The organism is Pseudomonas sp. CBS, assembly GCF_024734645.1.
GTDB lineage: Bacteria > Pseudomonadota > Gammaproteobacteria > Pseudomonadales > Pseudomonadaceae > Aquipseudomonas.
In genome coordinates, this window is the sequence record NZ_CP102929.1 from 4,551,060 (window position 1) to 4,576,943 (window position 25,884).

Consider the following 25,884-nt stretch of genomic DNA (forward strand, 5'->3'; position numbering starts at 1 on the left):
ATGTAAAAATAAATGGTGAGAGGTAAAAAAAACTGAGCTTTAATCCCCCTGGTTAATTTTTTCTAGGGACGCTCACCATGCCCGTCGTTGGTTACGCTCATTTATGTGAGGCGTTGAGCCTTAAGGTCATCGCTCCCAAGCGCGTCGCCATGATCAAACCGGTGACGCGCATCACCTTGATTGGTGATTGCCTCGCGGTCCCGCAATCGGTGGCGCCCGGACAAGATTCTTTATTCGAGCATGTGCTGTTCGCCCTCAAGCATGAAGGCATCAACCTGCCTGTTTTGGCTCAGACATTTGAGCAGTTTGGCCCTGAGCCTTTTCTGTCTGAACTCGCCAAGTCTCCCAATGGTGTGTTTATTCGCAAAGCCTGCTTCCTGTGGGAAGGGCTCACTGGACGCTCGCTGGATTACACAACGCCGGTGCGCGGAAGTGTTGTTTTCCTGTTCGATCCCAAGCGCTATGTAACAGGCCCCAGTACCCGCAATAGCCGCTGGCGAGTCGATTTCAACGGTCTGGGCTCGTTGCATTACTGTGCCACCGTAGAGCGCACTCCACAGATAGAGGCGTTACTGGCGTTGGATGTGTTGGGCCGCGCCAAGTCCTTCATGGCCACCCTCCCGCCTGAAATGATGGACCGCGCCATCCAATGGGCTTACCTGCATGAAACCCGCGACTCGTTCGCCATCGAAAAAGAACAACCTAGCGAAGAAAAGTCCCGTCGCTTCGTTCAACTGCTGCGCCAGGCCCATGAAGGGCGCCTGCTCACCGAGGACTACCTGGTAGAGCTGCAAAACAGCACTGTATCCAATCCCTTCGACAAAGCTGTCGCCTTCCGTCACGAGCAGAATCACCTGCATAACGGTCTGAGGGGCGCTGCGGGCGTCAGCTATGTGCCCCCCGCGCCGGATTTGTGCCAGGAGTTGATGGAAGAGCTAATGGCTTTTGCCAACCAGCCAGTGCGGGACGTCGACCCATTGGTGGCAGCAGCAGTGACCGCCTTCGGTTTCGTGTTCTTGCACCCGTTCATGGACGGCAATGGGCGCTTGTCGCGCTTTCTGGTGCATCAGACGCTCTGTCATTACGGTGCTTTGGAAAACGGCCTGCTGCTGCCGGTATCGGTCGCGATGAAGCATGAGGAACAAGCCTACCTGCAAGCCCTCAAGGCATTCTCACAACCCTCCCGGGAATTCTGGAATGTCACCTGGCTGGATGGCGACCAGATGGCCTTTGACTTCATTGGCCATCCTTCGATTTACCGCTATTGGGATGCCACCCGCTGCGTGGAATTCACCTTGCAGATGGCCCGCCGGGCGTTTGAAGTAGAGCTGCGCGAGGAAACCGAATTCCTGGATCGCTACGACCGCGTGGTTAAAGCCGTGAACGAGCGCTACGACGTGCGCGGCAGCGATCTGTCGAAGCTGGTGATGATGTGCCTGGATAACGAGGGCAAGGTTTCCCGGCACCGACGCAAGCAGTTCCAGTACAGCGTTGCGCAGGAGGTGTTTGAGTTTATTGAGGAGGAGGTAGGACGGGTGACGGCTTAGCGGCGATCGGCTCGGCGCAAAAAAATCGCCTTTCGCGCGGACGTTTCCGGCACATGAACTAGGGTAAAGAGCAGCAGTTCCTTGGGCTGCGTCGCTTCGCCACCCATCCGCAAATTTGTATCAAAACTTGACTGCTTTGGATCCATCGACCATATTGATAGTTAGCAAACTAACTGTATGCGAAGAGTCCAGTGTCCCAGACCCTCGAACAACTCCAGATGAACATCAGCAGCAGCATGGTGGTAGGTGCCAGGACCTGGCGCAAAATCTGCCAGACCACGCTCGTCAGCTATGGCATCTCCGAAGCCTGCGCCGTGCCGCTGCTGATGATCGGCCGCCTCGGCGACGGTGTGCATCAGGTCAAGGTGGCCCAGGCCGCCGGGATGGAAAGCCCGTCCCTGGTGCGTCTGTTGGACCAACTGTGCAATTCCGGCTACGTGTGCCGCACCGAAGACATCCACGACCGCCGCGCCAAGGCCTTGAGCCTCACCGAGCGTGGCCGCGAGCTGGTGCAGGCGGTGGAGGAACAGCTGGTGCGCCTGCGCCGCGAGGTGCTGGCGACGATCGATCCCGATGACCTGGAAGCTGCGCTGCGCGTACTGCGGGCCTTCGAAGGCGCCAATCAACATCCCATGGTTGTGAGTTCTTGAACGGATTTTTTACCGGCATGCCGCCGGCCAAGGATTGGTTCTACGGCGTAAGGACATTCGCCGCTTCAATGATCGCGTTGTACATCGCCATGCTGATGCAAATGCCGCGTCCGTATTGGGCGATGGCCACGGTGTATATCGTTTCCAGCCCGTTTGTCGGCCCTACCAGCTCCAAGGCGCTGTACCGGGCGGTCGGTACCTTCATGGGCGCCGCCGCTGCGGTGTTTTTTGTGCCGATGTTTGTGCAGACGCCTTACGTGTTGGTGGTGGTGATCGCGCTGTGGACCGGGATTCTGCTGTTCCTGTCCCTGCACCTGCGCACCGCCAACAGCTATGCGCTGATGCTGGCCGGCTACACCTTGCCGCTGATCGCCCTGCCGGTGGTGGATAACCCGCTGGCGGTGTGGGATGTGGCCGAAGCGCGGACTGAAGAAATCTTCCTTGGCATTGCCGTGGCGGCCGTGGTCGGTGCGATGTTCTGGCCGCGACGCCTGGCGCCGGTGTTCGATGACTCGGTAAGCAAGTGGTTTGCCGACGCGCAGGTCTACAGCCGGCGCTTCCTCAGCCGCAACGTGCAGCCCGAAGAAATCAGCACCCTGCGCGGCGGCATGGTTGCCACCTTCAACACCCTGGAATTGATGATCGGCCAGTTGCCCCATGAGGGCTCGCGGCCGCAAACGGTGCGCAACACCAAGGAGCTGCGCGGGCGGATGATCCACCTGCTGCCGGTGATCGATGCCCTCGACGATGCCGTGTATGCCCTGGAACACCGCGCGCCGGAATTGCTCGACCGCTTCACACCGTTGCTGACCGCCGCCAACGAGTGGCTGGACAGCACGCAAAAGGACGCGCCCCTCGAACGCTGGCGTGTTCTGCGCGACCAGATCGAAGCCCTGCAACCCGATGCCGACGCCCTGGATGACCGCCACCAGTTGCTGTTCTCCAACGCCCTGTATCGCCTCGGCGAGTGGGTGGATCTGTGGCAAGACTGCCGCAGCCTGCAAGCCGCTATCCAGTGCGAAAGCCAGGACAGCTGGCGCGCGGTGTACCGCCACTGGCGCCTGGGCCGGCTGACACCGTTCCTCGACCGTGGCCTGATGTTCTACTCGGCGTTTTCCACCGTCACCGCGATCATCGTCGCCTCGGTGCTGTGGATCCTGCTGGGCTGGACCGACGGTGGCAGCGCAGTGATCCTGGCGGCGGTGGCCTGCAGCTTCTTCGCTTCGATGGACGACCCGGCGCCACAGATCTACCGGTTCTTTTTCTGGACGGCGATGTCGGTGCTGTTCGCCAGCCTCTACCTGTTTCTGGTGCTGCCCAACCTGCATGATTTCCCGATGCTGGTGCTGGCGTTTTCGGTGCCCTTTATCTGCATCGGCACGCTGACGGTACAGCCGCGCTTCTACCTCGGCATGCTGCTGACGCTGGTCAACACCTCGTCGTTTATCAGCATCCAGGGCGCCTACGACGCGGACTTCCTGGCCTTCGCCAACTCCAACCTGGCGGGGCCCGTGGGCTTGTTGTTCGCCTTTGTATGGACCCTGATTGCCCGGCCGTTCGGCGCTGAACTGGCGGCCAAGCGCCTGACCCGCTTCAGCTGGCGCGACATCGTCACCCTGACCGAGCCTGCGACCCTGGCCGAACACCGCAAGATGGGCGTGCAAATGCTCGACCGCCTGATGCAACACCTGCCGCGCCTGGCCATGACCGGCCAGGACACCGGCATCGCTTTGCGGGAAGTACGGGTGGCGCTGAACCTGCTGGACCTGCTGGCGTACTCGCCGCGCATCCTCGGGGTTCCGCGTGTGTTGTTGAACCAGGTGGTGGAAGGCGTCGGCGGTTACTTCAAGGCCTGCCTGAAAGCCGGTGAACGTCTGCCGGCCCCCAGCGGTCTGCTGATGACCCTCGACCGTACCCGCCGCGCGCTCAACGGCCAGGGCCTGCAAGGTGAGGGCGAAACCCGCCTGCACCTGCTGCACGCCCTCAGCGGCTTGCGCCTGGCGTTGTTGCCCGGCGTGGAATTTCTTGGCGGCACAGAGACGCAAGCGCCGTTACCCGATGGAGCGCCTTTATGATCGGTGATCTGGATATCAGCGGGGTGTTCCTGCCCACGCTGCTGGTGCTGATGGGCATTACGTATGTGTTGTACCTGGTGGTGCACGGGCTGTTGACCCGCCTCCACTTCTATCGCCTGGTCTGGCACCGGGCATTGTTCAATGTGGGTCTCTACGCTCTGTTGCTGGGCGCAGTGGACTCACTCAGTCGATACCTCATGACATGAAAAAACCTTTTTTGACCATCGGCCGTGTAGTCCTGACGTTATTGGTGGTGACCTTCGCCTGCGTCGTCGTGTGGCGCATGGTGATGTACTACATGTTCGCCCCCTGGACCCGTGACGGCCATATCCGTGCCGACATCGTGCAGATCGCTCCGGACGTGTCCGGGCTGATCCAGCAAGTGGACGTGCGTGACAACCAGTTGGTGGTGCGCGGCCAGGTGCTGTTCTCCGTCGACCAGGACCGCTTCAAACTGGCCCTGCGCCAGGCCCAGGCCGCCGTGGCCGATCGCCAGGAAACCCTGGCCCAGGCCGTGCGCGAGAACAAGCGTAACCGTGGCCTCGGCAACCTGGTGGCCAGCGAGCAACTGGAAGAAAGCCAGTCCCGCGTGGCCCGTGCCCAATCGGCCCTGGCGGAGTCGCAAGTGGCGGTGGATGCCGCGCAGCTCAACCTGGACCGCTCGGTGATCCGCAGCCCGGTGGACGGCTACATCAACGACCGTGCGCCGCGTAATCAGGAGTTCGTGACGGCCGGGCGCCCGGTGTTGTCGGTGGTGGACAGCAATTCCTTCCACATCGACGGCTATTTCGAAGAGACCAAGCTCGACGGCATCCACGTCGGCCAGAGTGTCGACATCCGCGTGATCGGCGACAACGCTCGCCTGCGCGGGCATGTGCAGAGCATCGTCGCCGGTATCGAAGACCGTGACCGCACCAGCGGCTCCAACCTGCTGCCCAACGTCAACCCGGCGTTCAGCTGGGTGCGCCTGGCCCAGCGGATTCCGGTGCGCATCGCGTTTGACGACGTACCGGCAGACTTCCGCATGATTGCCGGGCGCACAGCCACGGTGTCGATCATCGGCGATAAACCCACGTCGGAGAACCAGCCATGAAACGGCTTTTAGCAACCGCCGGGTTGGGGTTGTTGCTGTCGGCCTGCCAAGTGGTGGGCCCCGATTACAAGCTGCCGGACAAGGCGGCCGTGAACCGTGGTGACCTTCAGGGCCAGTTGGCCGGGGAGGGCAACAATGTGGTGTCGGCGCCGGTGCCGGCGGACTGGTGGAAGCTCTATCAAGACCCGCGCCTGGATAAGCTGGTGGAGCAGGCCATGGCCTCCAACACCGACCTGCGGGTGGCTGCGGCCAACTTGCAGCGCTCGCGCTATCAGGTGCAGCAAGCCGAGTCTGCCGGCGGCTGGAGTGCCGGCGCCAAGGCGGAAGCCCAGCGCTTGCAAGAATCCGGTGAGGCCTATTTGCTGACGGAAAAAGTCCCGGTGGGCAATATCGGCGCTGCGAGCATCAGCACGTCCTACCAATTCGATTTGTTCGGCACCTTGCAGCGCGGCATTGAAAGCTCCCAGGCCAGCGCCGATGCGGCCCAGGCGGCGGCCGATATCGCCCGTATCACCCTGGTGGCGGACGTGGTGCGGTCTTACACCCAGGTGTGCGCGGCCAACGAAGAGTTGGCGATCGCCAACGAGTCCCTCGACCTGCAAGCCCAGAGCACGCACCTGACCCAACGCCTGCGGGATGCCGGGCGTGGTGATGAAACCCAGGTCACCCGTTCGCAAACCCAGTACAAATCCCTGCGCGCCGAAATGCCGCGCTATGAAGCGTTGCGCCAGGCCGGGCTGTTTCGCCTGTCGATGCTGCTGGCCAAGCCACTGAATCAACTGCCGGCCGGCACCGCCCAATGCGCCGAGCTGCCGCATATCGCGCAATTGCTGCCGGTGGGCGACGGCGCCACGCTGCTCAAGCGTCGCCCTGATGTGCGCCAGGCCGAACGCCAACTGGCGGCTGCCACTGCGCGCATCGGTGTGGCCACCGGCGCCTTGTACCCGGACATCAGCATCGGGGCCACCGTCGGCACCGTGGGTCTCCTGGATGACCTGGGCACACCGGCCACCAACCGCTGGGGCTTTGGCCCGTTGATCAGCTGGACGCTGCCGACCAACGGCGCCCGCGCCCGCATCCATGAAGCCGAAGCCGCGACCCAGGGCGCCCTGGCGCATTTCGACGGCGTGGTGCTCAACGCCATCCGCGAAACCCAGACGGGCCTGGCGCAGTACACCGCGCAACTGCAACGTCGCGATGCGTTGGCCGATGCTGGCGCGTCGGCCAAAGAGGCCGCGGAGCAGACGCACCGCTTCTTCCAGGCCGGCCGCGCCTCATTCCTGGCCGACCTGCAAGCCACCCGCACCTACACCGATGTACGGGCGCAACTGGCGGCGGCGAACACCCAGGTTGCCATGAGCCAGATCGATTTGTTCCTGGCCCTGGGCGGCGGCTGGGAAAGTGGACGAACGCAAGCCACACAAGCCAGCAAACCCTGAGCTGATTGCTATGCTTTGACTGGCGGGTTCTGTTGATGACCCGCTTGTCACTGCTCGCGTTTGCTCATGGGGATTCCAATAATGAAAAACCCTTATGCTCCCGCTTTCTGGTGCGTGTTCTTCGCACTGGTGTTGCTATCGGCGACGTACTTCTACGGCATCATGCTGGCCCATCAAATCGACAAGGCCATGGTGTTCCTCGACAGTGCCAGCGCGCTGATCGCGGTGCTGTCCATCGGTGTGGTGGCGTGGGCCACCTACCAGGGCCAGCGAATCAAGCGAAGACTGCTCGAACAAGGCAAGACCCGCGTGGCGATCTGGGACACCAAAGTCGCCCTGCGCCGGGTCGAGACGGTGTTCGACCGCTACTTCTGGGGCAGCTACTGGCAACCGGGGCGCACCTTCCAGGAAGTCATGGGTGAACTGACCGGCACCCCGCTGGAAAAAAGCCTCGAAGCCCTGAAAAAACAATGCGTGATGCTTGATCGGCAAGTCGCCGACGGACGGCATTGGCTGAATAACGCCCGGGAATTATCCGACGTGGCCACCGCGATGGCGCGAGAGCGTTACCAGCTGGATTTTTATGATCCCAAGTCGGATACCCCGGGCAATGCGGTGATTCACCGTGAGTTTGAAGTGCTGGTATACACGTGGACGGCGCGGCTGAAGAGCTTTGACCATCAATTGGATGAGATCGAAACCGAGTATTCCTGAAGTCTGTGGTGTCTGTACTGACGCCTTCGCGAGCAAGCCCGCTCCCACCTTCGATCGAGTTCCATCTTTGGAATGCAGTCGAAGGTGGGAGCGGGCTTGCTCGCGAAGGCACTTTACCGTTCACCGCTGAAGCCTGCGCCTATTGAAAAACTGGGCCGCATACGCCAGCCAATGCTAATCTTCCCCGGATTTCGGCGGGCTTGAGCCGACACCCTTCGGGGTTCAGGGAAGACAGCCCACTTCACAGGATTTGATCAGGTCACTACATGAATAAGCCAGCAGTCGTTCTCTTGGGTATCGTCGTCGCCATTGGTGCAATCAGTGCAGGCGGTGCCTGGTACACCGGCAAGCAACTGGAGCCGGTGCTGCAAACCGCCATCCAGGATGCCAACAAGGAACTGCAGACCTCCATGGCCGGCGTCGACGGCACCGTGACCCTTGAACTGGTCTCCCTCGACCGCCAGCTGTTCAGCAGCACCGCCCACTATCGCCTCAAGGCCCAAGGCGCAGTGTTCGGCGAAAACAATCAGGACACCGAACTGCTGTTCGTCGACCATATCGAACACGGCCCGCTGCCGTTCTCGCGCCTGGTGTCGCTGAAGTGGTTGCCGGTCATGGCCACCAGTCACTACGAGCTTGAGAAAAACCCCACCACCGAAAAATGGTTCGCCGCCAGCAAAGACGTGTCGCCGCTCAAAGGCGTGGCCAACATCGGCTACAACCGCTCGGTGAACGGCAACGTTGAACTGCTGCCCCTGGAGCTCAAGGACGACAAGTCGGCCGTGAGCTTCTCCGGTGCCAACCTGGACTTCGACTCCACTGCCGAAGGCAAGAAGGTCAAGGCCAGCGGCTACATGGACAGCCTCAAGGTTTCGGTTGTCGATGCCAACAACGCCAAGCTGGATGCCGAGCTGAGCGGCCTGACCATCGCCAGCAACCTGGAAAAAACCACCTTTGGTTTCTACACCGGGCAAAACACGGTCGAGCTGACCAACACCAAGGTCACCTTCGGCCCGCAGCAAGCGGTGCTGACCCTCAAGAACTTTGAGCAGAAAGACAGCAGCGAAACCAAGGACAACAACCTGGCCGGCCGTGTCGACTACAAGATCGACGAGATCGGTTACCAGGGCAAGCCAGTGGGTTCGGCGGCCATGGCGGTCAGCATGAAGAACGTCGATATCCCATCGATGCTGGTGCTGACCAAGCTCTACCAGGAAAAAGTGCAACCGGCCCAAGCCGCTGCCGCTGCCGGCCAGCCAGTGCCTGAGTTGCAACTGACCGAAGCCGAGCAAACCCTGGCCCAGGCCAATGTCAACCAACTGCTGGCTGCCAAGCCGCAGGTGGCGGTAGAAAACCTGTCGCTGAAAACCACCAATGGCGAGAGCCGCTTCAACCTGGTGGCGGACTTCGCCAAGCCGTCGAGCATGGACCTGCCGCCGGTTGAATTGGGCAAGCAAATCGTTGCGCTGCTGGACGCCAACCTGACTCTGTCCAAGCCGATGGTTCAGGACGTTGCCGCCCTGCAAGCGCAGATCGGTGGTGTGACCGACCCGAAAGCCATCGAGCAGCAATCCCAGATGGCCAGCGAGATGATCAGCGGCATGGCTGTGGGCACTCAACTGGCGACCCTGGTGGGCACCGATATCGTGTCCAAGCTGCACTACGCCAACAATGAAGTGACCTTCAACGGCCAGAAAATGACCGTCGAGCAATTCATTGGTTTTGTGCTGGGCAAGTTCGGCGCGGTCAACGGCGCTCAATAAAACTCGTCTCAAAGTGATGTAGGCCAATTCTGAAGAATTGTTCGGAATTGGCCTTTTTTGTACCCCTCTCAAGGATATTGCGCCCCAGGAAAGCTTGGCCGCGTCATCAGATGCTGGCCGCCTGGAGTGTCGTGCAGGTGAATTTATCGCTACAGCTTTCCCAGGTGAGGAAGCTGACGACATGTCGCGTAATGTTCATCCCTTTATCCGTTTGGCCCTGTGTAGCCAGTTGCTCTGGCCTTTCATCGCGTCGGCGGATGCTGCCTATGATTCGCTGATCAACCAGGCCCGCAGCGGCAACTATGGCCCGGCCCTCAATCTGTTGCGCCAATTGCCCGCCGAGCGTCAGACGCCGGGGCAGGTCAGCGATCACCTGTTGATTGCCAGCTGGGCACGCCAGGACGCCGAAGTGCTTTCGGTCTACGAGACCCAGGGCCGCAGTCGTACCCTGACCACCCAGGCGCTGGCCACCGTCGCCCGCACTTATCGCAACCAGCAGCGTTGGGAGCCGGCGATTGCCGTGTATCGCCAGGCGCTGCAACGCGAGCCAAATAACCCGGACCTGCAACTGGGCCTCGCCCTTACCCAGGCCGACGCCGGCCAAACGGCCGAAGCCGTACAGCGCACCCGTGCTCTTGTGGCCGCCAAACCCGACGACGCCGACCGCCGCATGGCCTTGGGTTACGCCCTGACCCGCGCCGGTTCAACCTATGACGCGCTGTTCGAGTTCGACCAGGCCTTCATCCGGGCCGGCAACAAACCCGAAGTCGCCCGCGAATACATCGTCGCCCTGCAACGCGCGCGACTGCCGGAACCGGCCCTGCGCCTGGCCGCCCGACGCCCGGGCCTGTTGGACCCGGTCACCCAGCGCCGCCTCGAAGGCGACCTGGCCGCCGAGCGCGTGCGCATGGCCGAGTTCGCCTCACGCAGTGAAAAAGAGCGCTACGTCATCGCCGACCGCGCCCTCAAGGATTACGACCAACTGCTCACCACCTGGGCACCGGATGCCACTGCCCATGACGACGTGGTGCGCTGGCGCATCGACCGCCTGGGCGCGCTGAAGGCCCGGGCACGCACCGCCGAGGTGATCCGCGAGTACGAAGCCCTGACGGCCCAAGGTGTGCAACTGCCGACCTACGCCGTGCGTTGGGTCGCGGCGTCCTACCTCGACCAGCGCCAGCCAGAAAAGGCTGCGCCGCTGTATCGCCAGGCGGTGACCGCTCCGGACGCGGACGTGGGCGACCATGTTAAAGACAGCTCCGCCCTGTTCTACGCCTTGTTGGAAAGTGACCAAGTGGCCGAGGCTCGCGCGGTCGCCACTCACCTGGCCGAAACCGAGAAGCCCCGGGTTGAACTCAAGGGTCTGCCCATCGGCAACCCTAACGATGAATGGATGGACGCCCAGCAACTGGCGGCCCAGGCCGGTACCTATGGCGCGGACCTCAACGCCAGTGAAGAAAGCCTGGAGGCCCTGGGCAATAAAGCCCCCGGCAGCATCGGCGTACGTCTGGCCCAGGCCGAGATGTACCGTGCCCGTGATTGGCCGAGGCGCGCCGAAGATTCGCTCAAGGAAACTGAAAACCAGAGCCCGCGCGACATCGGCGTGGAAATGTCCCAAGGCTTCACGGCGTTGGACTTGCAGGAGTGGCGCCAACTCGACCTGCTCACCGACGATGTAGTCGCCCGCGCGCCCGAAAACCGCCAGGTGCAGCGCCTCAAACGCCTGCGCGATGTGCACGACATGGCTGAAGTCCGGGTGGAGGCCTACACCGGTAAAAGCTTCGGTGGCGGCAACGACCAGGAAGCCGGTGCGGTGTCCGGTAGCCGTGACTGGGGCATTGAAACCGTGATCTACACCCCGCCCATTGACGAAGACTGGCGCCTGTTCGCCGGTGCTGGTTATGGCACCGCCGACTTCGCCGAAGGCACCGGCCATCATCGCTGGCAGCGCGTCGGCGTAGAGCGGCGTACCCGCGACATGACCCTCGAAGCGGAGGTCTCCAACCACTCCTATGGTTTTGGGTCCAAACAAGGCGCGCGGGTGTCGATTGCCAGGGACATCAACGACCACTGGCAATACGGGGGCAGCCTCGATTACCTCTCGGCCACCACCCCGTTGCGGGCGCTGAACACCGACGTCACGGCCAACGGCGGCAGTGGTTTTATCCGCTGGCGCGCCAATGAGAGCCGGGAGTGGAAACTCGCGGTCAGCCCGTCCCATTTCAGCGATGGCAACAACCGGGTCGAAGCGTTGCTCACCGGCCGCGAGGGTGTCTACAGCTCGCCCAAAGTGCAAGTGGAGCTGGGCCTGGATGTCAGTGCCAGCCGCAACAGCAAGGAAGACACGCTGTACTTCAACCCCAAGTCGGACCTCGGCGTGTTGCCCACCGTCACCGTCAACCATGTGCTCTATAACCGCTACGAAACCCAGTGGAGTCAGCAGTTCCAGGTCGGCGCGGGTACCTATAGCCAGCGTGATTACTCCACCGGCGGTGTCGGCTTGATCGGCTACGGTCAACGCTTGCGCTGGAACGACGTACTGGAAGCCGGCGCCAACCTGAGCCTGGTCAGCCGACCTTATGACGGTGAGCGCGAGCGCGATCTGCGCCTGCTCGTCGACCTCACTTACCGTTTCTAGAAGAGCCTGACCATGACCCTCCTCAGCCGTTGCTTGCTGGTCCTGGGCGTATTGCTGGCCGCCGCCTGCGCCCAGCAACCCGCGCCATTCACTCCTCCCGCCGAGCGGCCGACCCTGGCCAACGAAGCGCCGTGGCCGAAGAACCACTTTTTGGGCATTGCCTACCACGATGTCGAGGATAACGACCCCGATCAGGCGGTGGTGGCCGTGCGCACCGAGCGTTTGATCGAGCAGTTGGCCTGGCTGCGGGAGAACGGTTACCAAGCGGTCAGTGTGGACCAGGTTCTGGCCGCTCGCCGGGGCGGGCCGACACTGCCGCCCAAAGCCGTCATGCTGAGCTTCGACGACGGCTATTCAAGCTTCTATACCCGCGTGATGCCGATTCTGCGGGCGTATAACTGGCCGGCCCTGCTGGCGCCGGTAGGTAGCTGGATCGATACACCGCTCAACCAACCGGTGGATTTCGCCGGAACGCCTCGGCCCCGTGGCGACTTTCTGACCTGGCAGCAGATTCGGGAAGTGTCCCAATCCGGCCTGGTGGAAATCGCCGCCCACACCGATGCCAATCACAAAGGCATCCTGGCCAACCCCCAAGGCAACCTGGAGCCGGCGGCCACCACACGGCGCTTTGATCCGGCGACCCATCGCTATGAAACCGAGGCGCAGTTCCAGGCGCGGATGCGCGCCGACGTGGTCGCGATCTCCAACAAAATCCGCACGGTCACCGGCAAGGCGCCTCGGGTATGGGTATGGCCGTATGGCGCCGCCGACGGCACCTCGCTGGCGGTGGTGGGTGAGCACGGTTATGAGATGGCGCTGACCCTGGACGACGGCCTTGATGACTCGAACAAGCTGATGAACAGCCCGCGCTTCCTGGTGGATTCCGACCCGGACGGCGAGCACTTCGCCAGCAGCATTGTCTCGGTGCAGGCCAAGGCCCCGCTGCGCGTGCTGCATGTGGATCTGGATCACGTCTACGACCCCGACCCGGTGCAACAGGCGCATAACCTCGACGTGCTGGTACAGCGTGTGGTGGACATGGGCTCTGTGACCGTGTTCCTGCAAGCCTATGCCGACCCCAAAGGTGACGGCCTGGTGCAATCGTTGTACTTCCCTAACCGTCACTTGCCGATGCGCGCTGACTTGTTCAACCGGGTTGCCTGGCAGTTGCACACCCGTGCCCGGGCCAGCGTGTTTGCCTGGATGCCGGTACTGAGTTTCGACCTTGATCCCAAACTGCCACGCGTCACGCGCTGGGATCCGGAAACCGGCAAGGTCAGCCCTGATCCCGACCAATACCAGCGCTTGTCGCCGTTTGATCCGAAAGTGCGGCAGATGATCGGCGAGATTTATCAAGACCTGGCGAGCACCGGCAACAGCGCCATCGATGGTGTGCTGTACCACGATGACGCGCTGCTCAGCGATTTCGAAGATGCCAGCCCGGCAGCGCTCAAGGCCTACGTCGCCAACGGCCTGCCCAACAGCATCGCCGCGCTGCGCGCGGACCCGGCCGTTCTGCAGCGCTGGACCCGTTTCAAGAGTCGCTACCTGATCGACTTCACCAACGAGTTGACCGCCAAGTTCCGCGCCATCCGTGGCCCGCAGATACAAACCGCGCGCAACCTCTTCGCCGAGCCGATGCTCAATCCCGGCAGCGAAACCTGGTTCGCACAAAACCTCGATGACTTCCTCCAGACCTACGACTGGACCGCGCCCATGGCCATGCCGCTGATGGAAGGCGAGACACTCAAAAACTCCAATGCCTGGCTGGAAAGACTGGTGGCGACGGTCAAGGCGCGTCCCGGTGCGCTGGAGAAAACCGTATTTGAGTTGCAAGCCAAAGACTGGCGCACCAAGGCCGCTCCCGACATCAGCGGCACGCAATTGGCCGAATGGATGAATGTGCTCAAGCGCCAGGGCGTGACCAGTTTTGGCTACTACCCGGACAACTTTCTGGAGAATTCGCCGGACCTGAAAACCGTGCGTCCGGCCCTTTCCAACCAGTGGAATCCTTGACTCATGTTCGACAGAATCCTCGCGCTTATCGTTTTGTCGTTGGTATTGGGTGTGCCCCTTGGCCTGATCTTTTTGATCACCGGGCAGTTCCTGATGGACTTCGTATTCTTCTATCCGCTGTTCATGTCCGGCCTGTGGATCGCCGGCGGCCTGTACTTCTGGCTGCACTGGGAGCGCCATTGGCCATGGGCGGACGACACGCCGGCGCCGGTGTTGGCCGGTGAGCCACTGATCTCGATCCTGATCCCTTGCTACAACGAAGGCGACAACGCCGCCGAGACCATCGGCGCCGCGTTGGCTCAGCAATACCGCAACATCGAAGTGATCGCGATCAACGACGGCTCCAGCGACAACACCGCCGCCGTGCTCGATGCGCTGGCGCTGAAAGAACCGCGCCTGCGGGTGCTGCACCTGGCGCAAAACCAGGGCAAGGCCGTGGCCTTGCGCATGGGTGCGGTAGCCGCGCGCAGCGAATACCTGGTGTGCATCGACGGCGACGCATTGCTCTCGCCGAACACGGCGGCGTACCTGGTGGCGCCGATGCTCGACAACCCGCGCCTCGGTGCCGTCACCGGCAACCCGCGGATTCGCACGCGCTCCACCTTGATTGGCCGGGTGCAGGTGGGCGAGTTCTCTTCGATCATCGGCTTGATCAAGCGCACTCAGCGGGTCTTCGGGCGGATCTTCACCGTTTCCGGCGTGGTGGTGGCGTTTCGGCGGGCGGCCCTGGACCGGGTCGACTACTGGAGCACCGACATGATCACCGAAGACATCGACGTGAGCTGGAAGCTGCAACTGGACCACTGGAGCATCTTCTACGAGCCCCGCGCGCTGTGTTGGATCTTGATGCCGGAAACCCTCGGCGGCCTGTGGAAGCAGCGCTTGCGCTGGGCCCAGGGCGGCGCCGAAGTGCTGTTCAAGAACATCCGGGGCATCTGGCAATGGCGCCATCGCTACCTGTGGCCGCTGCTGTTCGAGTACTGCCTGTCCACCGGCTGGGCCTTCACCTTTTTGCTCTCGGTGATCTTCTGGGCCGTGGGCAAAGTCGTGACGCTGCCCGCCGCCATCGCCGTCGACTCACTGATGCCGCCGGCCTTCACCGGCCTGTTGCTGGCAGTGGTGTGCCTGGTGCAATTCGCGGTGAGCATCATGATCGACCGGCGCTATGAAAAGGGCCTGTGGAAAACCCTGTTCTGGACCGTCTGGTACCCGCTGGTGTTCTGGCTGGTCAGCCTGTTCACCACCCTGGTCAGCTTCCCCAAAGTGTTGTTCCGCCAACACCAGAAACGCGCGCGCTGGGTCAGCCCGGATCGCGGTATCAAAGCCCCCGCCAAGGAACTGCAACCATGAACCTGATCCGAACCCAACAGCGCCCGGTAATGTGGGCGATCGACGTATTCCTGACCCTGCTGGCCTGGGCCGGGCTGATCCTCCTGCTGGTGCGCGGCATGGTGCCGATGCTCGACAGCCACGGCGGCCCGCGCATCGAAGCCCCGATTTTTGCCACGCTGGACACCTTGCAGATCTACCTGTGGATCGCCGTGTTCAACGCCGTGATATTGATCAGTTGGGCACGTTACCAGCAGCAACGCGGCAAGCGCTTTGCCCAGCGCCGCTCGGCGGCCAAGGCGTTGAGCGACCAGCGTTTGAGCCACAGCTTCAGCCTGGGGGAAGGTGACCTGGAGCAACTGCGTCGCCCGGGTGTGCTGGTCATTCATAACGACCAGGAAGGTGGCGTGCAGGAAGTGACAGCGCATGTGTCCCGGCATGTGGAGAAGCCAGGGTTGAAGCTGGTGCCGGGGCAGGAGCGGGCGAAGGAGGTCAGTTAACCGGAATGCCGAAAAGTGGGATCCAATTCACAAAATAGCCGCGAACTTTTCCGGTTTTTTGGCTACTAACCAGTCGTGATAACAGATTGATGGCCAAGTAGTGGCAACTGTAAGCCCTTTAGCCGAAGTTGTATCAATACTGTTACCGCTTGTCGGAATAAAAATTCCAATTGCAAGCGATTAAGCGTTGCATGATTTATTTATTGTTAATAATCAGCAACTTAAAGGCCTATTAAACATAATTTCCAACTAAGTCAGATTCTTGGCCGACTGGAAGTTCGATGTTAGTTTGCCGGCCCCCGCTTTCTCGACGGATCGAACATGTCTTTATTACTGCCACGGACTCGGCTGCTGCTGGGCGTTTGCCTGCTGACTTGCTTTGCACTCAATAGTGCGACGGCTGCGCCCACGCCTGGCGATCAGGACCTGATCCGCGATCGGCAAAACCGTCTGCTGGAAGAACAGCGCCGGCGCCTTGAAGACCTCCAGGAACTGCCCGGCAAAGAAGCCAAGCCCGAAGCGCCTGCCACCCCGGCTGACACCCGTTGCTTCCCGATCAAAGACATCGAACTCAAGGGCGCCGACAGCCTGCCTGCACCGGACCGCGAGCGCCTGCTCAAGCCATATATCGGCCAGTGCCTGGGCGTGTCCCAGCTCAATCAAGTGCTCAAGGCGATCACCGACTACTACATCGACAAAGGCATGGTCACCAGCCGTGCTTACTTGCCGCAGCAAGACCTGTCCACCGGCCACCTCCAGGTGTTGGTGGTGGAAGGCAAACTCGAAGGCTTGAAGGGCGCCGACGGCAGCAACCTGTCCCAACGCGAGCTGGCCATGGCCTTTCCCGGCAAGGTTGGCGAGCAGCTCAACCTGCGGGAAATCGAGCAGTTGGTGGACCAGTTGAATCGCTTGCCGTCCAAGCAGGCACAAATGGAACTGACCCCCGGCAGCCAGGTGGGCGGCAGTGAAGTACAGGTCAAGAACGTCCCGCAAAAGCCCTGGCGCGCCAGCCTGTCGCGCAACAACGACGGGCAGAAAAGCACCGGCGAACAGCAGTGGGGTGCCGGCCTTGAGTGGGACAGCCCGCTGGGCCTGGCCGACCAGCTTGTGTTGCGCGGCGGCCACGATGCCGTCAGCGACCACCAGAAAACCTCGAAAAACACCATGCTCTACTACAACGTGCCGTGGGGTTGGTGGAACTTCAGCTACATCTACAGCGAGAGTGATTACCGCACCTTTGGCGTAACCAACGACTTTAAATTCAAGCAGAACGGCGACAACGAAAACCACCAACTGCGCGCCGAGCGGGTGATCCATCGTGACGACGTGAGCAAGACCTCGGTGAACGTCGGCCTGTCGCACCTGCGCACCAACAACTACATCCTCGACGTGCGCACCGAGCCCAGCAGCAACCGCCTCAGCGAACTGCAACTGGGCATCAACCACGGCCGCCGCATCGGCAATGCCTTCGTCAACCTCGACCTGGGCATGCAGAACGGTATCGGTGCCTTCGATGCCCAAGCCGAAAACGAGCGCGATCAGAACGGCAATCGCCTGCCCAACGCGCGCTACCGCAAATACACCGCCACCGTCAGCTACTTGCAGCCGTTCACGCTGTGGGGCGAGTCGTTCAGTTTCTCCAGCCTGGCCACCGGCCAACGCAGTGAAGACATTCTGTTCAGCCCCCAGCGCATGAGCCTCGGCGGTTCGGCCTCGGTGCGCGGTTTCAAAGACCAGCAGCTCACCGGCGACAGCGGTGGCTACTGGCGCAACGACGTGCGCTGGGCGCGCCCGGTGACCTGGGACTGGATGCGCCCGGCCTTTGCCGAATACGGCGCCAGCGTCGGCTACGACCAGGGTGTGATCAGCAACGACCGCTACAACGGTGAAGTGCATGGCCGGGTCTCGAGCAACTCGTTGGAGTTGTTCGCCCGTGGCAAATACGTCAGCACCAGCGTGACCTTTGCCCATTCCCTGGAACGCCCGGCAGTGATGAGCGAGCGCGAAGCGCCGATCTACTTCCGCATGGATTTCTTCCTGTAATTCAACGCCCCGTTACATCGAGAATATGACAATGGATGTTCGCCACTTTGCCTTCCTGGCCCGCCAACCTTCTGCTGCGCTGAAACCGCGAGACTCGTTCTTCGGCCTGCCCAAGCGCGGCCTGGTGCTGATCCTGGCCAACGCGCTGTTCTGGCAGCCGCTGCTGGCCCAGGCCGAAGGCATTGTGGTCAGCGCGCCGGGCACCACCGTCGGCCAGGCCGGCAATGGCGTACCGGTGGTGAACATCGCCACCCCCAATGGCAGTGGCTTGTCCCATAACCAATTCAAGGACTACAACGTCGGCCCCAACGGCGTGATCCTCAACAACGCCAACGGCCCCATGACGAACACCCAGCTGGGTGGCTACATCGTCGGCAACCCCAACCTCAAGGGCGGCGCGGCCAGCGTCATCCTCAACGAAGTCAACGGCGGCAGCCCCAGCCAACTGCGCGGCTACACCGAAGTGGCGGGCCAGTCGGCCAAAGTCATCGTCGCCAACCCGTACGGCGTCACGTGCAGCGGTTGCGGCTTTATCAACACCCCCAACGTGACCCTCACCACCGGCAAACCGGTGCTCGACGCCAGCGGCCAGTTGCAGCGCTACCAGGTTGACGGCGGCGCCGTGACCATCGACGGCGAAGGCTTGAATGCCAGCAACGTCGACCGCTTCGAAATCATCACCCGCTCGGCCAAGATCAATGCGCAGATCAATGCACGGGAATTGACCGTCATTGCCGGGCGTAACGACGTCGATGCCAACAGCCTGAAAGCCACCGCGCGCGCCGATGACGGCAGCGCAAAGCCCGAGCTGGCCATCGATTCCTCGGCATTGGGCGGCATGTACGCCGGTGCGATCAAACTGGTGGGCACCGAGGCCGGCGTGGGCGTGAAGCTTGACGGTACGCTGGCCGCCAGTGGCGGCGACATCCAGCTGGATGCCAACGGGCGCCTGAGCATGGCGCAGACGGCGACCACCGGTAACCTCAAGGTCACCGCGCAGAACGTGAACCTGACCGACAAGGTCTACGCCACCGGCAATGTGCAGGTGAGCAGTGCTGAAGAACTGGTCAACCAGAAGAGCCTGGCCGCTGGCCAACGCATCGAACTCAACGCCACCACCGTCACCAACCCGGGCATCATCGAAGCGGGCGTGCAGGCCGATAACAGCCGAAATACCACGGGCGACGTGGTGGTTAACGCGCAGAGCGTGAACACCAGCGGTGACCTGCTGGCCAGCCGCGCGTTGGCGATCACCGCCGCGCAGGCGCTGACCAACCAGGGCAGCATCATCCAGGGCAAAACCGTCAGCGTCAGCACGGCCAAGCTGACCAACCAAGGCGCCACCGCCCGTGTGTACGGCGAGCAAAGCCTGGCGATCAGCGCGCCGGCCATCGTCAACCTGGGCGGGTTGATTCGCTTCGGTGAAGGCCAGGCCGCTACCCTCGACAGCGCCTCTTTGGACAACCGCCAAGGCCGCATCGAAATGTCTGGCGGCAGCCTGGTGCTGACCAGCGCCGCACTCAACAACAGCGGCGGGCAAGTGATCGCCAACGCCCTGACCGTCAACGCAGGCAGCCTTAACAACCAGAACGGCGTGCTGGTGGCGGATGCCCTCACGGTGAACGCCAGCGACGTCGACAACAGCCTCAAGGGCCTGATCCAGGCCGACAACGGCGCACTGAACCTCACCGTCGCCAATGGGTTCAACAACACCCAGGGTTTTGCCCAGGCCAGCACCGACCTGAACCTCAACGCCGGCAGCCTCAGCAGCAACGCCAACGGCGTACTGAGCGCCAACACCGGCAAGTTGACCCTCGTCACCGCGCAACAGCTCAATAACGCCCAAGGCCGCTTGCAGGCCGGGCAGGGCGATGTCGAGCTGCACGCGGCGAACCTGGATAACCAGAGCGGCGTAATCGTCGGTAAACAACTGCTGCTCGATGTGACTGGCGGTGACATCGACAACCGCGCCGGGCGCGTGGTGGGCGACCAACTCGACGTGCGCGCCTCCGGCCTCGACAACCGCAACGCCGGCCTGCTGGCCGGTGGCGCGCCGGGCGTGAGCCTGCTGCTCAAGGGCCCGGGCCAGTTGCTCAATGCCCAAGGCCGTATTCAAAGTGAAGGCCTGTTGCAGGTACAAGGCGAGCGGCTGGACAACAGCGCCGGCATCCTGATCGGCACCTCGGTTGACGTCACCGCGCAGACCCTCAACAACAGCAACAAAGGCTCGCTGGTCAGCAATGGCGGCGACGTGACCCTCAACGTCAGCGACCTGCTGACTAACGCAGGCGGGGTCATCGACGCTGGCGAACGCAGCCTGCTGGTCAAGGCGCTCACCACCCTCGACAACAGCGGCGGCACTCTGCGCGGCAAGCGCCTCGACATCGCCGCGCAGCACCTGAACAACGATGGCGGCCAGCTGCTGGCCGGTAACCAGGGCCTGAGCTACAGCGGCCAGGACGCGACCAACCGCAAAGGCCTGATGCTCAGCGGCGGCGCATCTACCCAACTGGATACCGGCAGCCTGGATAACACTGGCGGCACCGTGCAAGGCGACACCCTGACCATCACCGCCGACAGCGTGAACAACGCCAGCAACGGCACGTTGGCCAGCCTGGTGGGTAACCTGCAACTGACCGTCGAAGCCCTGGCCAACCAAGGTGGCAAGCTGTTCGGTAAAGAACAGGTGACGATCACCGGCAACACCCTCAACAACAGCGCGGGCGGCCAGATCAGCGGCAACCAACTCAACCTGACTTCACGCGACACGCTCACCAACCAAGGCGGCCTGATTGAAGCCAACCAGGGCCTGACCCTCAACGGTGGCAACCTCGACAACAGCGCACGCGGGCAACTGCGTGCGCTGGCCGGTGCCAGCAGCAGCCTCAACCTCAGCGGCACCCTGAACAACCAGGACGGCACCCTCGAGTTCGGCAGCACAGCCTTCAGCCTCGATGCCACGCACCTGAACAACCAGGGTGGCCAGTTGCAGCACGCGGGCAACGGCCTGTTCCGCATCAACACCGCCAGCCTCATCGGCAGCCAGGGCAACATCAATGGCATGGGCACCGCTGACTGGGCATTCGGCAGCGTCGACGGCCTGGGCCGTCTACAACTGAACGAAGTGCTCACGTACAAAAGCAGCCAGGGCCTGACCCTCAAGGCCGGCGACCGCATGGCCAGCAGCAAGGGCCTGATCCTCGATGTGGCCAGCCTTAACAACGGCGGCGAACTGCTCAGCGACGGCGACCTCAGCCTCAGGCTGAGCGGCGACCTGAGCAACAGCGGGCGCATCGCAACCCTGCAAAACCTCAGCGTGACCGCCAACAACCTCAGCCAGAACGGCGGTCGCCTCGCGGGCAGCAACACCCAGCTCAAACTGAGCGGTACCCTCGACAGCCTCGGTTTCCTCACCGCGCGTCAGCAACTGGATATCGCAGCGGCCCAAATCAATAACCGCGGCACCCTCGGCGCCCAGGGCGCAGTGAGTCTGACGGCCGTCAACGGCATCACCAATAGCGCCGATTCGCTGCTGTTCAGCGGTGGCGACATGACCCTGCGCGCCAATGGGTTCAGCAACAGCTACGGCGACGTCTACAGCAAAGGCAACCTGACCTTTGCCGGTGTGGATGGCGGGCGTGCGGTGCTGTTCAGCAACCGCTCCGGCACCGTAGAAAGCGAAGGTTCGATTGGCATCAACGCCGGCTTTATCGAGAACGCCAAAGACGTTTTCGAATTGGGACAAACCCTCGAGACCGGGAGCCTGAGCTGGGTGTGTGGGCAGCACTGCGGCGAGAAAGACGACTGGCGGCGCGGCACAATCACCATCAACGAAACCTACCTGGAAAAAGCGATCCAGGATTCGGTATCGGCGCGGCTGGTAGCTGGCCAAAACATGCTGCTGCAAGGCGACACCGTACAGAACCGCTACAGCCTGATGGCGGCCAATGGCAACCTGAGCATCGCGGCCGTCGACCTGCTCAACCAGGGCGCGAGTACGCGCACCGGGCAGCGCAAAATTGTCATCGGCACCCCAGGGCACGTCGACAAGCACCTGTGGGAGCGCATGGAATACGTCGATGTGCCTGCGTTCAACAACGCGACGGCGGCCGGGAATTTCAACAAGGCAACGTTTGAAGCGCTGAAAGCGCTGTCGCCCAATAGCGATCCGTTCCGGCAATCGAGTGACGTCACCACCTGGACGCCCAACGGCGGCCTCGCCTACGACGCCACCCTGCAAGCCGGCGGCACCGTCGACCTGTCCAAAGTCACCAACAAAATACAAAACGGCACGCTGCACGAGAACACCCTGGAGCAACTGACCGGCACCCTCGGCAACGACCAGACCGGCATCCCCGTTGGCGGGATCAATATCAACCTCAGCAAGCACGTCAACGACGCCAGCGCCCAGGCGCCCGGCAGTGTGCTGCCGGTGGCCACCCTCGCACCGGGCGGTGGCTTCGTGCCCGTGGACTACACCGGCACGCCGTTCGCCCCGGTCGACCCCACCACCTCGCCGTACTTCCAGCTGCCCAAGGGTGAATACGGCCTGTTCGTCAAAAACGCCGACCCCACCAGCCACTACCTGATCGAAACCAACCCCGAGTTCACCACGGCATCGGGCTTCTTCAGCTCCGACTACATGCTCGGCAAACTCGGCTTCAACAGCGACAACGCCTGGCGCCGCCTCGGCGATGGCCAATACGAGACCCGCCTGATTCGCGACGCGGTACTCGCACAAACCGGCCAACGCTTCCTCGCCGGCGGCCTGCTCAGCGACGCCGACCAGTTCCGCTACCTGATGGACAACGCCCTCGCCAGCAAAGACGCCCTGCGCCTGAGCGTCGGCGTGTCCCTCACCGGCCAGCAAGTCGGCGCCCTGACCCACGACATCGTGTGGATGGAAAACCGCGTGGTCGACGGCCAGACCGTCCTCGTGCCGGTGCTCTACCTGGCCCAGGCCGAATCGCGCAACGTGCGCGGCAACAGCCTGATCCAAGGCCGCGACCTCAACCTCGTCACCGGTGGCGACCTGGTTAACGTCGGCACCCTGCGCGCCAGCAACAACCTCAGCGCCGCGAGTGGCGGCAGCCTCTACAACGGCGGCCTGATCGAAGCCGGCAACAACCTGAGCCTGCTGGCCCAAGACAGCATCCGTAACGCCATGGGCGGCGAAATTCGAGGCAATCAAGTCAGCCTTACCACCCTCAAAGGCGACATCACCAACGACAACACCGCGATCCAAGTGCGTGAAGGCGTCGGCATGCGCACCCTCACCGATGCCAGCGCGAGCACCATCACCGCCCGCGGCAACCTGGCCATCGATGCCGGCCGCGACCTCAACAACCACGGCGCCCTGGTCGCGGGTAACGACGCCAACCTCAGCGCCGGCCGCGACCTGAACCTGGTCGCCGTCAGCGACACCAGCGTGATCCACAACACCATTGATGGCGGCGAAAAATCCACCATCACCACCGACGTCAAAAACCTTGCCGCGAGCGTCACGGCGGGCGGCAACGTCAACATGCAGGCCGGGCAAGACGTCAACATTATTGGCAGCACCGCCACCGCCGGTAAGGACCTGAATATTCAGGCTGGGCGCGATTTCAACGTGACCTCTGTCAGCGATGTGCACAACGTCGAGGGCAAGGAAAAAGACGGTAAAAAGCGCATCAAGACGGCCGATGAGCAGACCACGCAGTTGGCCAGTGTGCTGACGGCGGGCGCGGACTTTAAGAGCCAGGCCGGGCGCGACACCACGATTGTGGCGAGCAAGATCAGTGCGGGGAATGAGGCTTATCTGTATAGCGGGGATAAGTTGAATTTGCTGGCGGCTGAGAACAGTACGCATACGTTGTATGACATGAAAAAGGTCAGCGGTTGGGGCAACAAAAAGACCCAGCGTGACGAAGTGACTCGCGTGACCAACGTCGGTACTGAAATCAAGACCGGTGGTGACCTCGTGCTTAAGAGCGGTGGTGATCAGACTTACCAGCTCGCCAAGCTTCAGAGTGGGAAAGACATCACCCTGGACAGTGGTGGTGCTATCACCTTTGAGGCGGTAAAGGACCTGCATCAGGAAAGCCACGAGAAGACCAATAACAATGCGTTTTGGGTGTCTTCCAAAGGCAAGGGCAATACAGATGAAACCCTGCGTCAGAGCCAGTTGATTGCCGAAGGCAACGTGGCAATCAAAGCCGTCGATGGTTTGAAAATCGACATCAGCCAGGTTAACCAGCAAACCGTTAGCCAGTCCATTGATGCGATGGTCAAGGCGGATCCGCAGTTGGCGTGGATCAAGGAAGCGGAAAAGCGCGGTGATGTGGATTGGCGTCAGGTCAAGGAAATCCACGACAGCTTCAAGTACAGCAACTCGGGGTTGGGGCCGGCTTCGCAAATCATCATTGCAATTGTGATGGCAGCAGTCGTCGGGCCTATGGCCGCCGTCGCTGCAGGCGGAAGTACGGTGGGCGCCGTCGCAGGCGCGGTTGCAGCGGGTGCCTCAACGAACGCGACCGTCAGTGTTATTAATAATCGAGGCAACCTTGGCGCTGTGCTTAAAGATGTGACTTCTTCGGATGCTATGAAGGGGTACGTTATTGCGGGTGCTACGGCCGGTCTGACGGCGGAATATTTTGGTGATTGGACTGGAACCGAAACAAACACGGCAACAGGGAAAATCACAACACCGGGAATATTGAATAGCTGGCGTGGTGTCGGCCAATTTGCGGCTAACCAAACGCTGCAAAGTGGTACGTCCATGCTGTTGAGCAAGGCGCTCGGACAAGGTGGCAGTGCCAGCGATGCGCTGAAAAACGCGTTGTTCAATACCTTGGCGGCTGCCAGTTTCAATTTGTTGGGTAATTACACCAAGAATGTGTTCGCAGACGGTTCCGCACCGAAGGTTGCGATTCACGCCATGGTCGGTGGGTTGCTGGCAGAGGCCACTGGAGGAGACTTCAAGACCGGCGCCTTGGCAGCAGGGGCGAGCGAGGCATTGGTCACCCATCTGGACGGCTTAGTTAAAGGCGACGATAACTTGCTTACGATGAGTTCGCAGATCGTCGGCGTGCTGGCGGCAGCAGCACAAGGCGACGTGGACGCGGCTGCGCTGGAAAAAGGTAGTTGGGTGGCGCAAAACGCAACGCAATATAACTATCTGAACCACAATCAGCTTGAGAGAGCAGCCAAGAAGATAGCGGCGTGCACGGACACTTCCTGCATTGAAGACACCACCCGTAAATTCAAAGAGTTGAGTCTTCAACAAGATATTGACGCGATCGCCGGCTGTAAGGCTGATCCTTCTACGTGTGCAGCGCGGTCTAAAGAAGTCGCCAATACCATGGCGGATCTCAACCCAATCAAAGACATCGTGGAGTACGGCTCGCCGAAGGCTCGAGAAGCAGTACAAAACCTCATTAATTCGAACTTTGAGTTCCAGGAGATGTTAGCGACAGCGACGACTGAGCACACGGTCGGGGCTATGGTCGATACGCTTAAAGCAAAATGGAATTTGAGCGACGCGCAGGCGCAGGAAATTACGAACGATCTCAAAATCGCGCTTGCTGTTGGGTTAGGTACAGCGGCGGGAGCCTTGGCTTACAAGCGCGCCGTTGCGGCCAGTAAGAGAGAGACCCCGCCACCTTCAAGGCCGGATCTCATGCCGCCGGAAAACGGCAAAAATGTTTGGGATCTTGAACCTCGGGCGAGAGGTAGGCAGATTGAGACAACGCTTACTGATACGGACTATAAGGACTGGGCCCGGACGGACAACCTCATCAATCCCAAGACCGGGCAACCCTTTAAATCCAATAACTTCCCAGTTATTGACTTCCAGCTCGACACTAATGTGGTGAGTTTGAAAACGATTGATACCCGAGGTAAAGGGTGGTCTTATGACATGAGAACCCATATGGACACCTTGCAAAGTTCAAAAATTACCGTGGATGGCGTACCGGCAACGAAAATTTTGGACATCCGAGTTCAACCGGGCGGAATGGCTGACGCGAGCAAGCTTATAGAGTATGGAAAGCAACGTAATATTACTGTGATTATTAAAGAGTTCGGTGGCTAATCA

Annotated in this window: 14 protein-coding genes; all 14 read left to right on the top strand. The window is 61.5% G+C overall.

Annotated features, from left to right (window positions below; genetic code table 11):
- Nucleotides 1-77: 77 nt before the first annotated feature.
- On the top strand, nt 78-1,547 hold the full coding sequence (locus NVB75_RS20860) for a Fic family protein (protein WP_258343087.1): 1,470 nt from the start codon (nt 78-80) through the stop codon (nt 1,545-1,547).
- A gap of 218 nt (nt 1,548-1,765) precedes the next feature.
- Nucleotides 1,766-2,197, top strand: coding sequence for a MarR family winged helix-turn-helix transcriptional regulator (locus NVB75_RS20865; protein ID WP_003218197.1), 432 nt, complete (start codon nt 1,766-1,768; stop codon nt 2,195-2,197).
- Nucleotides 2,194-4,272, top strand: coding sequence for an FUSC family protein (locus NVB75_RS20870; protein WP_258343089.1), 2,079 nt, complete (start codon nt 2,194-2,196; stop codon nt 4,270-4,272). The genes NVB75_RS20865 and NVB75_RS20870 overlap by 4 nt, the downstream gene beginning before the upstream one ends.
- Nucleotides 4,269-4,478 carry a DUF1656 domain-containing protein gene (locus NVB75_RS20875; RefSeq protein ID WP_017478036.1) on the top strand — a complete coding sequence of 70 codons (210 nt, stop codon included), beginning with the start codon at nt 4,269-4,271 and terminating at the stop codon, nt 4,476-4,478. Before NVB75_RS20870 ends, NVB75_RS20875 begins: the two co-directional genes overlap by 4 nt.
- Nucleotides 4,475-5,365: an efflux RND transporter periplasmic adaptor subunit gene (locus tag NVB75_RS20880; RefSeq protein ID WP_258343091.1), complete on the top strand. Its 891-nt coding sequence runs from the start codon at nt 4,475-4,477 to the stop codon at nt 5,363-5,365. Before NVB75_RS20875 ends, NVB75_RS20880 begins: the two co-directional genes overlap by 4 nt.
- Entirely contained in the window at nt 5,362-6,804 is a 1,443-nt protein-coding gene (locus NVB75_RS20885; protein WP_258343092.1) for an efflux transporter outer membrane subunit, read from the top strand. The genes NVB75_RS20880 and NVB75_RS20885 overlap by 4 nt, the downstream gene beginning before the upstream one ends.
- Before the next feature lie 81 nt (nt 6,805-6,885).
- Nucleotides 6,886-7,518: an NADH:ubiquinone oxidoreductase subunit N gene (locus tag NVB75_RS20890; RefSeq protein ID WP_258343094.1), complete on the top strand. Its 633-nt coding sequence runs from the start codon at nt 6,886-6,888 to the stop codon at nt 7,516-7,518.
- 266 nt (nt 7,519-7,784) lie between these two features.
- Nucleotides 7,785-9,281, top strand: coding sequence for a YdgA family protein (locus NVB75_RS20895; RefSeq protein ID WP_258343096.1), 1,497 nt, complete (start codon nt 7,785-7,787; stop codon nt 9,279-9,281).
- Nucleotides 9,282-9,462: 181 nt separating this feature from the next.
- The gene (gene pgaA / locus NVB75_RS20900) at nt 9,463-11,919 is read left to right on the top strand and encodes a poly-beta-1,6 N-acetyl-D-glucosamine export porin PgaA (RefSeq protein ID WP_258343097.1); all 2,457 of its coding nucleotides are present in this window, start codon (nt 9,463-9,465) and stop codon (nt 11,917-11,919) included.
- 12 nt (nt 11,920-11,931) lie between these two features.
- A complete protein-coding gene (gene pgaB / locus NVB75_RS20905; RefSeq protein ID WP_258343099.1) occupies nt 11,932-13,935 on the top strand; it encodes a poly-beta-1,6-N-acetyl-D-glucosamine N-deacetylase PgaB in 2,004 nt (667 codons plus the stop codon).
- Nucleotides 13,936-13,938: 3 nt separating this feature from the next.
- A complete protein-coding gene (pgaC, locus tag NVB75_RS20910; protein WP_258343101.1) occupies nt 13,939-15,285 on the top strand; it encodes a poly-beta-1,6-N-acetyl-D-glucosamine synthase in 1,347 nt (448 codons plus the stop codon).
- A complete protein-coding gene (gene pgaD / locus NVB75_RS20915; protein ID WP_258343103.1) occupies nt 15,282-15,764 on the top strand; it encodes a poly-beta-1,6-N-acetyl-D-glucosamine biosynthesis protein PgaD in 483 nt (160 codons plus the stop codon). The genes pgaC and pgaD overlap by 4 nt, the downstream gene beginning before the upstream one ends.
- A 321-nt stretch (nt 15,765-16,085) precedes the next feature.
- Nucleotides 16,086-17,807 carry a ShlB/FhaC/HecB family hemolysin secretion/activation protein gene (locus tag NVB75_RS20920; protein ID WP_258343109.1) on the top strand — a complete coding sequence of 574 codons (1,722 nt, stop codon included), beginning with the start codon at nt 16,086-16,088 and terminating at the stop codon, nt 17,805-17,807.
- Nucleotides 17,808-17,838: 31 nt separating this feature from the next.
- Complete coding sequence (locus NVB75_RS20925) at nt 17,839-25,881, top strand: DUF637 domain-containing protein (RefSeq protein WP_258343110.1); 8,043 nt, start codon at nt 17,839-17,841, stop codon at nt 25,879-25,881.
- Nucleotides 25,882-25,884: the final 3 nt, after the last annotated feature.

Coding starts and splice junctions, on each gene's coding strand:
- NVB75_RS20890 (WP_258343094.1), top strand. CDS start 6,886: ATGAAAAACCCTTATGCTCCCGCTTTCTGGTGCGTGTTCTTCGCACTG.
- NVB75_RS20875 (WP_017478036.1), top strand. CDS start 4,269: ATGATCGGTGATCTGGATATCAGCGGGGTGTTCCTGCCCACGCTGCTG.
- NVB75_RS20885 (WP_258343092.1), top strand. CDS start 5,362: ATGAAACGGCTTTTAGCAACCGCCGGGTTGGGGTTGTTGCTGTCGGCC.
- pgaA (WP_258343097.1), top strand. CDS start 9,463: ATGTCGCGTAATGTTCATCCCTTTATCCGTTTGGCCCTGTGTAGCCAG.
- pgaD (WP_258343103.1), top strand. CDS start 15,282: ATGAACCTGATCCGAACCCAACAGCGCCCGGTAATGTGGGCGATCGAC.
- NVB75_RS20860 (WP_258343087.1), top strand. CDS start 78: ATGCCCGTCGTTGGTTACGCTCATTTATGTGAGGCGTTGAGCCTTAAG.
- NVB75_RS20925 (WP_258343110.1), top strand. CDS start 17,839: ATGGATGTTCGCCACTTTGCCTTCCTGGCCCGCCAACCTTCTGCTGCG.
- pgaC (WP_258343101.1), top strand. CDS start 13,939: ATGTTCGACAGAATCCTCGCGCTTATCGTTTTGTCGTTGGTATTGGGT.
- NVB75_RS20880 (WP_258343091.1), top strand. CDS start 4,475: ATGAAAAAACCTTTTTTGACCATCGGCCGTGTAGTCCTGACGTTATTG.
- NVB75_RS20895 (WP_258343096.1), top strand. CDS start 7,785: ATGAATAAGCCAGCAGTCGTTCTCTTGGGTATCGTCGTCGCCATTGGT.
- NVB75_RS20920 (WP_258343109.1), top strand. CDS start 16,086: ATGTCTTTATTACTGCCACGGACTCGGCTGCTGCTGGGCGTTTGCCTG.
- NVB75_RS20865 (WP_003218197.1), top strand. CDS start 1,766: ATGAACATCAGCAGCAGCATGGTGGTAGGTGCCAGGACCTGGCGCAAA.
- pgaB (WP_258343099.1), top strand. CDS start 11,932: ATGACCCTCCTCAGCCGTTGCTTGCTGGTCCTGGGCGTATTGCTGGCC.